Genomic DNA, 14,817 nt, shown 5'->3' on the forward strand with positions numbered 1-14,817 from the left:
ACTCACGCACCCGCGGTCTGGGAACGGACGCGGTTGGCGAACACGGCCAGACCCAGCATGCACAGGGTGGTCAGTGCTGCCAGGGCGAGCGGCGTCAGCAGGTGGGTGGCGCTGGCCACCGCCGCCAGTACCAGCAGGAACCCGGCCACGACCAGGCGCGACCAGGCGATGGCCAGGGTCCGGGCGTGGATGTAGAGCAGGTTCCCCAGCAGGTACAGGAGCGGCCCGCCGACCACGCACCCCACCACGGCCGGTTCCGGGTGGCCCATCGGGTGCGCCGTGACCTGTTCGATGGACACCGCGAGGACGATCGCCCCGGCGATCATGACCGCGTGCGCATAGGCGAAGGCGGAGCGTGCGATGTCGGCCTGCTCCGCGGCCTCCGGGTTGGTGGAGCGTTCCTCCTCGAACCGGAACCCGAAGTAGTTCCACCACAGCAGGAGCAGCCCGAGGAAACCGATGATGGTCGCGAGCACGACCGGAGTCGTCAGTTCGACCTCGTCCAGGGTGAAGCCCATGATCAGGATGGACTCCCCCAGTGCGATGATGAAGACGAGCCGGTTGCGTTCGGCGAGGTGTTCGCGGTGCAGCGGCCACGACGTTATGGGCACCGACCCGAAACCGGGCACGGCGAAGTTCGCGATCGGGGCCGCGTAGTCGATCACCACCGCGAGCAGCCACACCCACAGCTGGTACTCCCCCGGGACGAACACCCCCGCCACCCACACGATCCCGGCGAGGACGTTCCAGGCCAGCAGATGGGCGAAGTTCGCCCCCAGCTGCCGCCCGCGCAGCGCCCAGACCATGAAAGCGGTGCGCACCACCTGGAGACAGATATAGGACCCGGCGAAGAGGAGCGCCTCGTCCTGGAAGGCCGCGGGCAGCGACACCGCCATTCCCAACCCCGCCAGCATGAGGAACGCCGTCAGCACCCGGACCGTGGTGTTCTGCGGGTTCAACCAGTTCATGGCCCAGGCGGTGTAGTTCCACCCCCACCACACGGCCAGGAACAGCACCGCGGTCTGTGCGATCCCGGCGGGGTCCAGGCTGTCCAGCAGGAAGTGGGAGAGCTGGATGATGGCGAAGACGTAGACGAGGTCGAAGAACAGCTCGATCGCCCCGACCTCCGACGCCTCGCTGGACTGCCGGTCACGGAGCACCGGCTCGTGCCCGAAGCGGAGTTGCATGACACAAAGTTAGCAATTAAACACACACTGACGTATCACCGCATCGCGCGGTCTCCTCCCGGCCCGTGGCCGGAGACCGGAGGAGGTTGCGCGTGGAACGGGGCGGCTTCGCCCCCAGGCCGGGAGCCGCGCCGGGAGGAGCCACCGCGCCGGGTTCCGAGGAGGCGACGCTCTCCTCCGGCGCGGAGACCCTCGGGCCGCGGGTTTCCGTGCCACTGCCCTGGCTAGACTGCACCCCGGCACGGGCATCCCCTCCCCCGGACGACAGCGAAGGCAAGGTGGATTATGGCGCGGCCGAACGACAGCGGCACCGAGCGGGCCCTGGTGGTCATGGCCCACCCCGACGACGTGGACTTCGGGTGCGCTGGGACCGTGGCGCTGTGGACCGGCACCGGGATCGACGTCACCTACCTCATGGTGACCGACGGGGACGCGGGCGGCGACGACCGCAGTCTGGACGGAACGAGCATGGCCGAGCTCCGGCGGTCGGAGCAGCGGGCGGCCGCCGCGACCGTGGGGGTGCACGACGTCCGGTTCCTGGGCTACCCGGACGGGCGCCTCACGGCGACCCTGGAGCTGCGGAGGGACATCGCGCGGGTCATTCGCCAGGTACGGCCGCACCGGGCCATCATCCCCAGCCCGGACCGCAACTGGGAGGCGATCGCTCCCAGCCACCCCGACCACCTCGCCACGGGCGAGGCAGCGATCAACGCCGTCTATCCGGACGCGCGCAACCCGCACGCACACCCCGAGCTGCTATCCGAGGAGGGGCTGGCGGGGTGGGTCGTCCCCACAGTGTGGTTGTCCAACGGGACCTCACCCAACCACTACTCCGACATCACCGACGTGGTCGACCGCAAGATGGCGGCGCTCGCCGCGCACGAGAGCCAGATCCCGGACTTCCCGCGTGTAGAGGCGTCACTGCGCGAGGGACTGGCCTCCCACGCGCGTCGCGGTGGTCTGGCCGAGGGGAGGATGGCCGAGGTGTTCCAGATCGTCGACACCGCTTAGGTCCTGTTCGGTGGATGCTGTTCGTGGCGGGCGGCGCGGCCGGTTCCGCTCTGGCAGGGCCGAGGCGGGGCACGGCCTCTGCCGGAAGGGCGGGGACGCCGCCGGCGCGGTGCCGGAGCGACGCGCACGCGTGCGCCGAACAGGGCTTAGTGTCGGGAGCGGTTCTCCAGTTCCGCAACGACGTCAGGAGGAAAACGTGACCCAACCGCCCTCTCCGTACAACTTCCTTCCCGAGGTTCCGTCGTTCACTGTAACCAGCAGCGACGTCACCCACGGCCAGACTCTTCCGAACTCCCAGGTCAGCGGCATCATGGGAGCGGGTGGGGAGGACGTGTCCCCGCAACTGTCGTGGAGTGGTTTCCCCGAGGGCACCAGGAGTTTCGCCGTCACCTGCCTCGACCCGGACGCCCCCACCGCGAGCGGTTTCTGGCACTGGGCCGTGTGCGACATTCCCGCGACGACCACCGAGCTCGTCCGCGGCGCCGGGGACGAGAACGGCACGGGGCTTCCGGCCGGGGCGGTCACGCTGCGCAACGACGCCGGGAGCAAGCGCTACATCGGTGCCGCCCCGCCGCCCGGGCACGGGCCGCACCGTTACATGTTCGTGGTCCACGCGGTGGACGTGGAGTCGTTGGGAATCGACGACTCCGCGAGCCCGGCGTTCCTCGGATTCAACCTGTTCTTCCACACTCTGGGCCGCGGGGAGATCACCCCGGTCTTCGAACTGGCCTGAGCGCACACGTGTCCGGGGCCGTCCCCGTGGCGACGGCCCCGGACCGCCCCCCGCCCGGAGACCGCTGGCGTTCGGAACACGGACCGGCCTGCTTGCCCGCGCGGGAGGGAACGGTTCTCCACCCCCTGAGACCCCACCGAAAGGCCACGTGAACAGCCATGGACACAACCCTTCCCGCGGCGCCCGCCGACACGACGGTCATCTTCGACTACGGAGGCGTGCTCTCCCAGCCACAGCCGCCGGAAGCAGTGGCCGAGCTGGAACGGCTCGCGGGCGTACCGGCCCCGGACTTCTGGGCAGCCTACTGGGACCAGCGGCGCAGCTACGACGGTGGGCTCACGGCTGTGGAGTACTGGGACCGCGTCGCCCACCAGGCCGGCGCCGAATGGGACACGTCCCGGACGAACGAGCTGTGGGCGGCCGACGTGAGCTCGTGGCTGCACGTCGCCCCCGAGAGTGTCGACCTTCTCCACCGGGCCGCCGCCACCGGCGCCAACGTGGCGCTGCTCTCCAACGCCCCCGCGGGGATCGCGAACGCGTTGCGGAGTTCGCCCGCCCTGTCCGTCCTGCGTGCGCAGTTCTTCAGCTGCGACCTTCGGATCTGCAAACCCGATCCGGCGATCTACACCCGGGTACTCGACGCGTTGGACCTCCCTCCCGAGCGCAGTGTCTTCGTCGACGACCGCGAGGAGAACGTACAGGCCGCTCTGCGGTTGGGGATCGACGCGCACCGTTTCACCGGGAGCGGCGAGCTGGAGTCGTTCCTCACCCAGCGTCTGGGCCCCGTGTGAGCGGTGTCCTCCCCACCGCCTCCCGGCTCGGGTAGTTCCCGGGCGGCGGGGAGCCGGTCACTCGCTCCGACACTCGGAGGCCGCTGTCCCACACGATGTGCGGATCGCGGGTTTACGCTCGGTACATGCGCGTTGACCGTATTCACTCTGAGAACAGCGCATTCCTCACCCCGAGCGGAGGAGCCCATACCGTGTCCGCCGCACATTTCCCCGACCGGTCCACCGTCATCGTCACCGCGGCCGGGTCGGCCGCGACGCCGTCCACGGTCCTGCACCTGCGCCGGCACGGGTTCCGCGTCGTCGCCACCGACACCGATCCCGAAGCACCGGGACTCTACCTGGCGGACCGCAGCTACCTGGTCCCGTCGGGGGACAGCGGTGTTTTCCTGCCCGAGCTCCGTGCCATCTGCCGACGGGAGCAGGCCAGCGCGCTCGTCCCGTTGGTCGACGAGGAGCTGGTTCCGGCCGGGGAACTGGAGGACAAGGGGATGGCCGTGCTCCTCCCCCGTGCCGAGTTCGTCGCGACATGCCTGGACAAGTACGTGCTGATGCGACGGTTGGCGGCGGCCGGGCTCCCCGTCCCGGCCACCCGCCTGTTCGGGGAACGGTTCGGTTCTCCGGCGCCGCCGCTCGTGGTGAAGCCCCGCTCCGGACGTGGCAGCCGCGGGGTCCGGACGTGCGCCACGGCGGAGGAGTACGAGCGGTTGTCGGCCAGTGGCGAGCATGCCCCGGAGAACACCGTCGTCCAGGAGTGGATCGGCGGGACCGAGTTCACCGTGTCCGTGGTCTGCTGGCGGGACGGGACCGTGCAGGCGGTGGTTCCGAAGGAGGTGGTCCTGAAACGTGGGGTCACCACGTTCGCGGTGTCCCGCGAGCACCCGCGGGTGTCCGAGGTGTGCCGTGCTGTCCAGCACGAGCTGCGGGCCGACGGGCCGTTCAACGTTCAGCTCGCGCTGGACGGTTCCGGTGAGCCCCGCATCTTCGAGATCAACCCGCGGTTCTCCTCCACGGCCCCTCTAACCGCGGCCGCCGGGGTGGACGAGATCGCGGGGCTGATTCTGCAGGCGAGGCACCACGGACCGCGGTTGCGCGACACGTGGCGCTCGGGTGTGGTGATGGTGCGGCGCTGCACCGAGGAGTTCCTCACCGAGGAGGAGTTCTCCGCCTGTGGCATCGTCCCGGGAGCGGAAACGCCGCGGACCGCGCGTCCGGCGGACGTGGGAAGCCTGACGTAACCGGCACCGCCCCGGGCGGTTGTCGGGATCGCGGACCCGTCCGCCAGAGATCCGGAAATTTATCCAGACATTTCCTGGATAGTGGTCATGGATAGGCAGCGTCGCTAGCGGAAAGAACCCTGTCGAGAAGAGGACGTAACGGTGCGCCCTGCTGCGTGGCGGACTCGTCACGACGGCGCGGTTCTGACGCGGCGCTTTTCTCGTACGAAGGCGGGACGTATCGTGAAATTCCCCAGCATCGTGCGGTAGGGGGTGGGACGTTGAGCGAGGAACAGGTCCCGGAAAACCGCATGCGCGCCTCGGACGCTGACCGGGACGCCACAGCCGAACGTCTCGCGATCGCCCTTCAGGAAGGCCGGCTCGGCGTGACGGAGTACGAGCAGCGCCTGGACGCGGCGATGAACGCAACCGTTCTGGGCCAGCTATGGAAACTATCGGCTGACCTTCCCGAGCCTCCGGAACCCGAGGAGTCCGACAGGGAACTGGCCACCGCGGACCAGTCCGGTTTCGTCTCACCGTGGAAGGACTGGATCGACGAGTGGCGGTGGTGGCTCGGTGGAGCGGTCATCATGACGGGAATATGGGGGGTAACCAGCATCATGGGCGGAGCACTGCTGCCGTTCTGGCCGCTGGTTCCGCTCGGAATCTGGGCAGCGATCCTGGTGGCGGCTGCCATCTGGCCGGACGAGAGTTCCGGCAGTCGGAGATAAACGCCGTCCGGTTCGGGGGACGGAAGGCGAGTATGGACGAGGAACAAGTACCGCCCGACCTCATGCGCGCCGGCGACATCGACCGCGATGCCGTCACCGAACGCCTGACGTACGCCTTCCAGGAAGGGCGGCTGACGCTGGACGAGTACCACGAGCGTCTGGACCGCGCCATGCGTGCCGTTGTCATGCGCGACCTCGCTCCGCTCACCAGCGACCTTCCCGCTCCACCGCCGCCAGCCCCGAGAACCGAGTCGGAGGCGGGGCAGGAGGTTTCCGACGAACGCCAGGAACGGTGGCGGCAGCGGCTGGAACCGTGGCGCGGTCTCGCGGCGATCTCCGTCATCCTGGTGGGGATCTGGGGTGTAACGAGCGTGATCTCCGGTGAGCTGCTGCCGTTCTGGCCGCTGATCCCCATCGGTTTCATGTTCATGTTCACGCTGGCGGGAGCGGTCGGCGGAACGTACCTCGACGGGAGCGAGCAGCGTTCCCCGTTGGAGCGTCCGGACAGCGACGACCCGTGACGGACGTGTCCCCTCCCGCCGCCGGAGGAGTCAGCCGGCGGCGTGCAACCAACGCACCGGGGCGCCCTCCCCGGCGTGGCGGAACGGTTCGAGTTCCTCGTCCCACACACGGCCGGTGAGCCGGTCGAGTTCCTCGGCGAGGTCGGTCCCGTGCGCCGCCGCGCTCTCCATCGCCGCACGCAGCCGGGACTCGGAGACCATGACCTCCCCCGCCGCGCTCGTGACGGCGGTGAAGATGCCCAGTGCGGGGGTGTAGCTGTAACGCACCCCGTCGCATCCGGGCGTCGCCTCCTCGGTCACCTCGAAGCGAAGCTTCTGCCAACCGTTCAGCGCGGAGGCGATGGCGCCGGACACACCCGGCGTGCCCTGCCAGTTCAGCTCGGAACGTTGCACTCCCGGGGCGGCCGGCTGGGCTGTCCACTCGAGTCGCACGGGTACACCCATCACCCCGGCGACCGCCCATTCGACATGCGGGCACAGCGCCGCAGGAGCGGAGTGTACGTACAAGACGCCGCGTGCGGACACTGAACCTCCTGATACGAACGAGTGCGCTTCCCCGACGCCCTCGTACCGGCAGAGGAGCTGTCCGTATTGGGTACTCTTCGCACCCCATTGTGCCCCATGCCCCCCACGGGCACCAGAGGCACCGACCGAATCCGGCGTTTCCCCGGCGTAGGGCGATGAAAAAGGCTAACGTGCTCCTGCATATAGACGTGAACCGAGATCCTACTGGGGGTGCGGGTGCGAGACCAGCCCGACGGAGACGTCCCAACCGGCGAACTGGTCAAACGTGCCCTGGAGGGAGGGGATCCCGCAGCGTGGGAGTCCCTCATCGGCCGCTACGTCCGCAGGGTCCGTGCGGTGGTGCGTTCCTACGGCCTCTCCACCCACGACGCCCAGGACGCGGAGCAGACGGTGTGGTTCCGCCTCTCCGACCATCTCGCCCGCATACGTTCCCCCGACCGGATCGGCGCCTGGCTCGCTTCCACGGCACACGACGAGTGCCGCAAACAGCTGCGTCTGAGCCGCCGCGTCACTCCCGCCGACCCCGCCCAGCTCGACGCCGTCGACCATCACAGCCCCGAAACGTTGCATCTGGACGCTGAGACGGCCCGCCGGGTACACGGGGCCATAACCCAGCTGGGCGAGCCGGACCGGACCGTGGCCGCCCTGGACCTGCACGCTCCCCGCTCTCCCGCGAGTGACGTGGCGGAGTTCACCGGATTGCCGCAGCGGGAGGTTCCCACTGTGCGCCGCCGCGCGCGGCGGCGGCTACGCCGGATCCTCACGTCGAACGACCAGCGGAAAGGGTCAGGATATGTCCGATGAGGACGCAGTCGAGGACGCGCTGTTCATGGAGGAGCTCCGGCGCGCCCACGCCGCGCCGGAACCCACGACCGACGAGATCCGCGCCACCGCCCGGGCGCTGAGCTCGAACCGCCGGCACGGTGCGCTCCTCGCCGAGTTGGAGGAGGACTCGGCGGACTGCCCCGCAGGCGGGTTGCGGGAGACGTCCGCCCTCACGGACACGCGCTACGCGTGGTTCCACGACTCCACTGTCACGGTCCGGTTGGAGATCGTCGCGTTCGACGGGCAGCGGGATGTCGTCGGACGCGTCACGCCCGCCCCGGACTCCCCCGTCCTACTGCAGCGCGCGGACAGCACGAGCAGCCATCCCGTGGACCCCGACGGTGCTTTCACGGCACGGGGCCTCGCGCGGGGGCCGCTCAGCCTGCTGGTGCTGCCACCGGGCGGCCCTATGGTCGCGACCCGGTGGATCACCGTGTAACCGCGCCGGTGGCACTGTCGGGGTCGCCATACCCCCGGCGCGACGTTGACACGTCGCGGAAACGCTTCGTGTAGAAGGAATTCCGGAGTGTTATCACTGCTGTGGGCCGGACCTCCTCTCCGCCCCGCAGTTCCGGTAGCTCTCGAAAGGCGCTGTCTCGTGACGGTTTCCCGTGCCGACGGAATCTCCCTCTCCCGCACCCTCATCGCGCAAAGCCCGGACGTCGCCCGCCGGCGGGCGGAACAGACACTCGCGGAGGACCCCTCCCCCCGCCCACGAGCCACAGCGTTGTGGCTGCTGGGAATGGCGCGGCGGGAGCTCGGGGAGTCCGACACCGCCCACCGCCTGCTGTACCAGGCGGCCGCTGTCGCCTCCCGGGCCGGCGTACCCGACACAGCAGCCCACGCGCGGGCCTCCCGGTTGGGTTCCATGGCCATGCGGCACGGCACGAGCGGTATGGCGGGAACCTCCCTGGGACGTATGAGTACCGCCGTTTCCTCGGCACGCGCCCTCGTTCCGCTGCACCTCGGGGTCGCCGCCGCCCAGCGCGGACGGTTCGGTTCCGCGTTGGCCGGTTTCGACACCGCCCTGGGCGAGATGGCCGGTGCGGACGAACAGCTGCTGTGCGGGCTCCTCAGCAACCGCGGCCTCGCCCTGATGTACTCGGAGCGTTTCGGGGAAGCCCGCCACGACCTGGAACGGGCCCGCTCCATAGCGGAGGAGCGCACGCTGACCTACCTGCACGGCGTCACCGTGCAGAACCTGGGGTGCCTCGCGGTCCGGAACGGCGACGTTCCCGGCGCCCTCTCCCTCTTCGCCGAGGCCGCTCCTCTGGTTCCCGCAGCGAGGCAGGCCGCGTTGTGGCTGGACCGCACGGACGCGCTCCTCACCGCCGGCATGACGGGCCAGGCCGAACACGCCCTCACCGAGGTGCAGCGCCTCCTCCCACCGCGGGGAGCCTCCACCTCCGACCTCACCGCCTTCTCCCTGCTGCGCGCCAAGATCCACCTCGCTCGGGGCGCCTCTGAGGAGGCGGGCCGCCACGCGCAGCGTGTGCGCCGCTGGTTCCCCTCCGACTCCATGTGGGCACGGCTCGGCGCTCTCCTGGAATGGGCGGCCCGCAACGGGACCAGTCACAGCCACGCTCTCGGGCCGGTCGCGGAGGAGGCAGCGCGCGGCACCGGAATACGCAACAACCGTAAGGCTCCACGGCCGCGTTCCCGTGCCCGGCCGCACTCCTCGGTTCCGGACGTCCGCACGGGGGCGGCGTCGGCCGCGCTCGCCCGTTGCGTGCCGACTACCCCGTTGGGTCCGCTCTCCGTGGCTGTCCCCAACCAGCGGCACACCGACGCGCTCGGTGCTCTCGCCCTCGGCGAGCACGAACGGGCCCGAAGCGAGCTCCTGCGGCGGCCGGCGGACGGGCAGCCGGCCGTCGCCGTCCACCACGTGGAAGCGATCGCCCAGACCCGCACGCACAGCCAGGAGATCGCCAGCGCCGGCGCGGAGATAGCGATGGCCGACGGGGACGCTGCCGCCGCACTGGAATGGGTCGAGCACAGCCGCACGCCCGGGATCCGCCCGTCCCCGTGCCGGGACCGGGAATGGGGCGGGCTGCTGGAGCGGTGCCGTTCCGAGTACACCAGGGCCGACGACGGGGAAGGCACAGCCCCGGAACAGTTGCGCAGCACGACCGCCCGGCTGGGGATCGCGCAGTGGCACAGCGGATGCGCACGACCCTCCGCTCCTCCGCGAACGGTGGCACCCCTGCCGCAGGAGTTCCGCCGCCACCTACGGGACCGGGTGTTCCTGTGTTACGCCCATGTCGGCGGCGCACCCGTGGCGTTCACGTTCTCCAACGGCCGGAGCGGCATCCACGAACTCGCGCCCCGGGGAGAGATCGAGGACGCGGTGGCGAAGCTGGTGAGCGCCGCGCGGTTCAACGCCGTCTTCCCTGGCGGAGCTGCCCAGCGGGACCTCACCCGCGCGGCGCAACGGGTGGAACACGCCCTTCTCCGTCCCGTCGCCGCAGCCGTCGGCGACCGTCCGCTGGTCATCGCCCCGGCAGCGTACGCGCAGTCGCTTCCGTGGGGACTCCTCCCGTCGCTGCGCGGCCGCGACATCACCGTCGTACCGTCCGGACGGTCCTGGCTGGAGAGCCTCGACCACTGCCGAGGCGCACGCGGCACGGCGCTGCTCGCCGCCGGGGCGGGGATCGGCGGCGGCGAGACGGAGGTCCGGAGTCTGCGTCGGCTCTACCCCGGCGCACGCGTCCTTACCGGGAAGGACGCCACGGTGAGGACACTGCTGGAAGAGCTCGGCGGCGCCGACGTGGCGCACGTGGCGGCGCACGGCTGGACCCCCGCGTCCGCTCCCATGCTGTCCGGGCTGTCCATGGCGGACGGGCCCGTCTTCGCCTACGACCTGGAACGGCTCCCCCGCGTTCCCAATCTGTGCGTGCTGTCGTCCTGCTGGCTCGGACGGTCGGTCCCCTCCGACACCGGGAGCCCACTCGGATTGAGTTCGGCCCTCCTGGCGCTGGGCTCGGCGACCGTCGTCGCCGGGGTCCTTCCGGTGCGCGACCACGACATCACCCCCGCGATGACCCGCATGCACGGTGCCATCCACGCGGGGGCGACACCGAGCCGCGCGGTCGCCGACCATCTGGCGGACGCCGGGTTCGTCTGCTTCGGCGCCGGAGCGTAGAGCGCCACCGCGGCGAACGCGTGACAGCGCGCTCCCCGCCGCCGTAGGGCGTTGCCCCGGCACGGAGCGGTCCGGGCGCCGCGGGGTGCGTCACCTCCCCGGGGCGAGGCACAGCAGCCTCGGCGCGGGCGCGATAGCGTACACACATGGAGGATGACACAACCCGTTCGCACGAGGCGGGCGAGGCACACGTTTTCACGGTGGCGGAGGCGCGTGCGCTCATGCCCGAGGTACGCAGCAACGCGGCGGACCTCGTCTCCCTGCGGGCGGACATGGCCGAACTCGCCGCCGAGGTCCGCGGGGTCGGCGGTTCCGCGCTGGGCGGGGTCGCCGAGCTCAAGGCCATGGAAGCGCGGTTCAGCGAACTGCAGACCTGGTTCACGGACAAGGGGATCGAGGTGAAGGGGATAGCACCGCTTCTCATCGATTTCCCGGCGTCACTGGACGGTGTGTCGGTGCGGTTGTGCTGGTTGGAGGACGAGACCGAGCTGGGCTGGTACCACCGGAGCGACCTCGGTTTCCTCGGCCGCCGCCCTCTCCCACCCGAGGCTTCCTGACCCGACGCGACCGCGGAGGTTCCGCCTCCGCACCCCATCCAGCGAACGCGCCCCCGGCACCCGGACCCGCGTCACACGGCGGGACCGGGCCCCGGGGGCGGGATCCGGTTCCGCCCCCGGGCGCGTTCCGGTCGTACGAGGCGCCACTCCGCGAACGGCAACAGCGCAGCACGAGTACGTATCTCTCCGGGAAACAGGGGTGTGCCCGCATCAGGTCGGTTTGCTAACGGTGAGCCGAGTGCACCCGCGGACCCGAGCGGTGCAGCATTGGAGGGGCACCTCCCGCCGCGGGTCCGGTGCGGGACACGAGCGCCCGACTGAGGGGAGAAACGCGTGCGCGTCATCGGCCTTTCCTCGGGAACGTCGATCGACGGTATCGATGTCGCGGCCGCCGACCTGGAGCTCACCGGCGATCTGCTGCGTATGACCCCGCTCGGCCACCGCACCGTGCCGTACTCCCCCCACCTCCGCCGGACCATCGGGGAGGCGCTGCCGCCGGCCCCCACGACGATGGAGACCGTGTGCCGCATCGACACCCTGGCCGGACAGGAGTTCGCTGCCGCAGCGGCGCGCGGAGCAGCGGAGCTCACCGGCGACACGGCCGAACTCGTCGCCTCCCACGGCCAGACCCTCTTCCACTGGGTGGAGGAGGGGCGCACCGCGGGTTCCCTGCAACTCGGACAGCCCGCCTGGATCTCCGAACGGACCGGACTACCCGTTGTGGCGGACCTCCGCGCCGCCGACGTGGCCGCGGGAGGCCAGGGGGCGCCCCTGGCCTCCGTCCTCGACGTCCTCCTGCTCCACGACCGCCCGGCGCCGGCGGCGGCGCTGAACCTCGGCGGTATCGCCAACGTGACCGTCGCACGCGGGGACGCGCCTGAGACCGCCTTCGACACCGGCCCCGGCAACGCGCTGTTGGACGCTGCCGCCAGCCGCGTGACCGACGGGCGGGAGCACGCCGACACCGGTGGGCGGTGGGCCGCCTCCGGAAACGTCGCCGACCACGTGCTGCGCCACCTGCTGTCGGACCCGTACTACCAGCGCGCTCCCCCGAAGACCACCGGAAAGGAGCGTTTCCACGCGGGATACCTCGCGGACGCGATCGGCGGAAGCGACATCACCGCCGCCGACCTCATGGCCACCCTCACCGAACTCACCGCGGTGACCGTGGCGGACGCGCTCCGTCCCCACGGGGTGGGTGAGGTACTCGCCTCCGGTGGGGGAACCCGCAACCCGGTTCTGATGCGCCGCCTCGCCGACAGGCTGCGCCCCGCCCGTCTCATCCCGACGGACGACATCGGTCTGGACAGCGACGCGAAAGAGGCGTACCTGTTCGCGCTTCTCGGGTTCCTCACCTGGAACGGCCTCAGCGGTTCCCTGCCCGGTTGCACCGGAGCCCGACGAGCACCGGTAGCGGGAAGCATCACTCCCGGAACCGCACCACTGCGGCTTCCCGCTCCCCACCCCACGTTCCCGACACGGATGCGTATCGACGACGCCCGACACTGACCGCGTCCCGCGACCCCCTGGAGGCCCCAGTGCAACCACTCGATCTCGTCGTCATCGCCGCCTACCTGCTGTGTTCCGCGTGGGTGGGGCTGCGTCTCTCCGGCAAGCAGCACAACGTCAGGGACTACTTCCTCGGCAGCAGGCAGCTGCCGTGGTGGGCCGTGTGCCTCTCCGTCGTGGCGACGGAGACCAGCGCGCTGACCGTGATCAGTGTCCCCGCGGTCGCCTACATCGGCGACATCACCTTCCTCCAGTTAGCCATCGGCTACCTGATCGGACGGATCATCGTCGCGTTCGTCCTGCTACCCCGGTACTACAACGGCGAGATGGCGACCGCCTACGCGTACTTCGGCCTGCGTTTCGGCCGCGGCATGCAGAGCACGGCCTCGGTGGCGTTCCTGTTCACCCGGCTACTCGCCGACGGGGTGCGGCTCTTCGCCGCCGCCATCCCGATGAAGGTCATCCTGGACTCCTACGGCCTGGAGATGTCCTACTTCACGATCATCGCCGGCCTCGGTGTCGTCACGATCCTCTACACCTTCATCGGCGGCATCAGGGCCGTCGTGTGGGTGGACGTGCTGCAGATGGCCCTGTACGCGGCCGGAGCCGTCATCGCGCTGGGGTTCATCACCAGCAGTCTCGACGTGAACTTCCTCAGCGTCGCGGCGGAGGAGGGCAAGACCCGGTTCCTGGACCTCACCTCCAACCCGTTCGCGGCCCCCTACGCCACGGTCACCGCGCTGGTCGCGGGAGCACTGCTGTCGACCGCCTCGCACGGCGCGGACCAGATCGTCGTCCAGCGGCTGCTCGGCTGCCGGAGCCTGCGGGACGCGCAGAAAGCCGTCATCGGCAGCGCCGTCGTGGTGTTCTTCCAGTTCGCCCTGTTCCTCACCGTGGGACTGGCGCTGTTCAGCTACTACGAGGGCGCCTCGATCGAACAACTCGGTCTCGACCAGAACGACGAGATCTTCCCGACCTACATCATCGAGGGACTGCCCGCCGGACTGTCCGGCCTGCTCCTCGCCGGGATGATGGCCTCGGCCATGAGCACGCTGTCCTCCTCCCTGTCCGCCCTGTCCTCCTCCACCATGGCCGACCTCTACCAGAAGTTCACCCGCCGGTCCCTCTCCGAGGCCCAGGGGCTCAGGCTCGGCAGGATCTTCACGCTCGGCTGGGGGCTCGTGTTCATCGGTGCCGGCGCCCTGTTCACCGGCACCGACAACCCCGTCATCGAGTTGGGGCTGTCCGTCGCGGGACTCACCTACGGCGGGCTGCTCGGGGCGTTCTTCCTCGGGCTGTGGGTCCGCAGGGCGCGCCAGCTCGACGCCGTCATCGCGTTCACCGCAGCCGTGGTCACGACGGTGTGGCTGTTCGTCTTCCAGCCCGAGGTGGTGGAGTTCACGTGGTACACGGGTATCGGTCTGGCCATCGTGCTCGTGGTCGGCTACCTCCTGTCCCGGCGGCACCGGGACGGCGCCCCGGGGGCCGACGCCGCCCGCGCTCCCGACCCCCACAGCACGGAGGAGGCACAGGACCACGCATAGCCTCGCCGGCCGTGGTTAGCGGAACGGACATGACGGAGAGGAACCCGGACGGACACGGCGACCCGGTCAACGAGGAAGCCGCGGACTGGGAGGAAGCCGGACTACCGGCCCAGGAGGACAGCACCGAGGACCAGACGCTCCCGGGCGACCGGCCGAGTGCCATGTCGGAGTTCGGCTCCGCCGGCACGGAGCGGGAGGCCGGGGAGCCCCTGGACACCGCCCTCTCCCGGGACCAGCCGGACACCCGGGGAGCACGCGGCAGCGCGGCACGCGTGGAGGAGGAGCGGACACCGCAAAGCCCCGACGACCAGGAGGAGGGGATGCGCCTCGTCGCGGAGGACGAGGGAGTGCGCCGCGACGAGGAGGACACGCTCATCGCCGAGGACGCGGGAGAGGACCGCGGAGCTCACACTCCCGAGGAGCAGGCGGTCCACGAGCGCCACGAACGCGGGCGGCGGTGAGGACCCCTTCCACGGCCGCGGCCGGGGCGAGGGTGGTGGAGTCTGACGGCGCGGCCGCAGGCTCCA

The 14,817-nt window shown here is 70.4% G+C and carries 15 protein-coding genes; 13 read left to right on the forward strand and 2 right to left on the reverse strand.

Translation table 11 applies throughout. The annotated features are described in order from the left end of the window. Positions 1 to 2 precede the first annotated feature (2 nt). Complete coding sequence (locus tag FHX37_RS10820) at positions 3 to 1,187, reverse strand: low temperature requirement protein A (protein WP_141923782.1); 1,185 nt, start codon at positions 1,185 to 1,187, stop codon at positions 3 to 5. 285 nt (positions 1,188 to 1,472) lie between these two features. Between FHX37_RS10820 and FHX37_RS10825 the strand changes: the two genes are divergently transcribed. From FHX37_RS10825 to FHX37_RS10850, 6 genes are all read left to right on the forward strand, one after another. Next, a complete protein-coding gene (locus FHX37_RS10825; RefSeq protein WP_141923783.1) occupies positions 1,473 to 2,198 on the forward strand; it encodes a PIG-L deacetylase family protein in 726 nt (241 codons plus the stop codon). Positions 2,199 to 2,394: 196 nt separating this feature from the next. Next, positions 2,395 to 2,931, forward strand: a complete 537-nt coding sequence (locus FHX37_RS10830) for a YbhB/YbcL family Raf kinase inhibitor-like protein (RefSeq protein WP_141923784.1) — start codon at positions 2,395 to 2,397, stop codon at positions 2,929 to 2,931. Positions 2,932 to 3,089: 158 nt separating this feature from the next. Continuing rightward, positions 3,090 to 3,722, forward strand: a complete 633-nt coding sequence (locus FHX37_RS10835; protein WP_141923785.1) for an HAD family hydrolase — start codon at positions 3,090 to 3,092, stop codon at positions 3,720 to 3,722. A 227-nt stretch (positions 3,723 to 3,949) separates the two neighbouring features. Next, a complete protein-coding gene (locus FHX37_RS10840; RefSeq protein ID WP_141925189.1) occupies positions 3,950 to 4,957 on the forward strand; it encodes an ATP-grasp domain-containing protein in 1,008 nt (335 codons plus the stop codon). 290 nt (positions 4,958 to 5,247) lie between these two features. Further along, on the forward strand, positions 5,248 to 5,667 hold the full coding sequence (locus FHX37_RS10845) for a DUF1707 SHOCT-like domain-containing protein (protein ID WP_141925190.1): 420 nt from the start codon (positions 5,248 to 5,250) through the stop codon (positions 5,665 to 5,667). A 32-nt stretch (positions 5,668 to 5,699) separates the two neighbouring features. Next, positions 5,700 to 6,188: a DUF1707 SHOCT-like domain-containing protein gene (locus FHX37_RS10850; protein WP_141923786.1), complete on the forward strand. Its 489-nt coding sequence runs from the start codon at positions 5,700 to 5,702 to the stop codon at positions 6,186 to 6,188. A 30-nt stretch (positions 6,189 to 6,218) separates the two neighbouring features. Here the strand turns inward: FHX37_RS10850 and FHX37_RS10855 are convergent, their stop codons facing one another. Continuing rightward, positions 6,219 to 6,713 carry a DUF3145 domain-containing protein gene (locus FHX37_RS10855; protein WP_170181558.1) on the reverse strand — a complete coding sequence of 165 codons (495 nt, stop codon included), beginning with the start codon at positions 6,711 to 6,713 and terminating at the stop codon, positions 6,219 to 6,221. Positions 6,714 to 6,923: 210 nt separating this feature from the next. On the opposite strand from FHX37_RS10855, the gene FHX37_RS10860 reads away from it, so the two are divergent. The 7 genes from FHX37_RS10860 to FHX37_RS10890 all read left to right on the forward strand — a co-directional run bounded on the left by FHX37_RS10860 (position 6,924) and on the right by FHX37_RS10890 (position 14,751). Further along, positions 6,924 to 7,517, forward strand: a complete 594-nt coding sequence (locus FHX37_RS10860; RefSeq protein ID WP_246062240.1) for an RNA polymerase sigma factor — start codon at positions 6,924 to 6,926, stop codon at positions 7,515 to 7,517. Next, positions 7,507 to 7,977 (forward strand): hypothetical protein, encoded by a 471-nt coding sequence (locus FHX37_RS10865; protein WP_141923787.1) that lies wholly within the window; start codon positions 7,507 to 7,509, stop codon positions 7,975 to 7,977. Before FHX37_RS10860 ends, FHX37_RS10865 begins: the two co-directional genes overlap by 11 nt. 159 nt (positions 7,978 to 8,136) lie before the next feature. After that, positions 8,137 to 10,680 (forward strand): CHAT domain-containing protein, encoded by a 2,544-nt coding sequence (locus FHX37_RS10870; RefSeq protein ID WP_141923788.1) that lies wholly within the window; start codon positions 8,137 to 8,139, stop codon positions 10,678 to 10,680. A gap of 146 nt (positions 10,681 to 10,826) precedes the next feature. Continuing rightward, complete coding sequence (locus FHX37_RS10875) at positions 10,827 to 11,237, forward strand: DUF2203 domain-containing protein (protein ID WP_141923789.1); 411 nt, start codon at positions 10,827 to 10,829, stop codon at positions 11,235 to 11,237. Between the two features lie 333 nt (positions 11,238 to 11,570). Then, complete coding sequence (locus tag FHX37_RS10880; RefSeq protein WP_141923790.1) at positions 11,571 to 12,746, forward strand: anhydro-N-acetylmuramic acid kinase; 1,176 nt, start codon at positions 11,571 to 11,573, stop codon at positions 12,744 to 12,746. Between the two features lie 29 nt (positions 12,747 to 12,775). Continuing rightward, positions 12,776 to 14,290, forward strand: a complete 1,515-nt coding sequence (locus tag FHX37_RS10885; protein ID WP_141923791.1) for a sodium:solute symporter — start codon at positions 12,776 to 12,778, stop codon at positions 14,288 to 14,290. A 29-nt stretch (positions 14,291 to 14,319) separates the two neighbouring features. Further along, positions 14,320 to 14,751, forward strand: coding sequence for a DUF5709 domain-containing protein (locus tag FHX37_RS10890; protein ID WP_211351804.1), 432 nt, complete (start codon positions 14,320 to 14,322; stop codon positions 14,749 to 14,751). Positions 14,752 to 14,817: the final 66 nt, after the last annotated feature.

Source organism: Haloactinospora alba (assembly GCF_006717075.1).
GTDB classification, from domain to species: domain Bacteria; phylum Actinomycetota; class Actinomycetes; order Streptosporangiales; family Streptosporangiaceae; genus Haloactinospora; species Haloactinospora alba.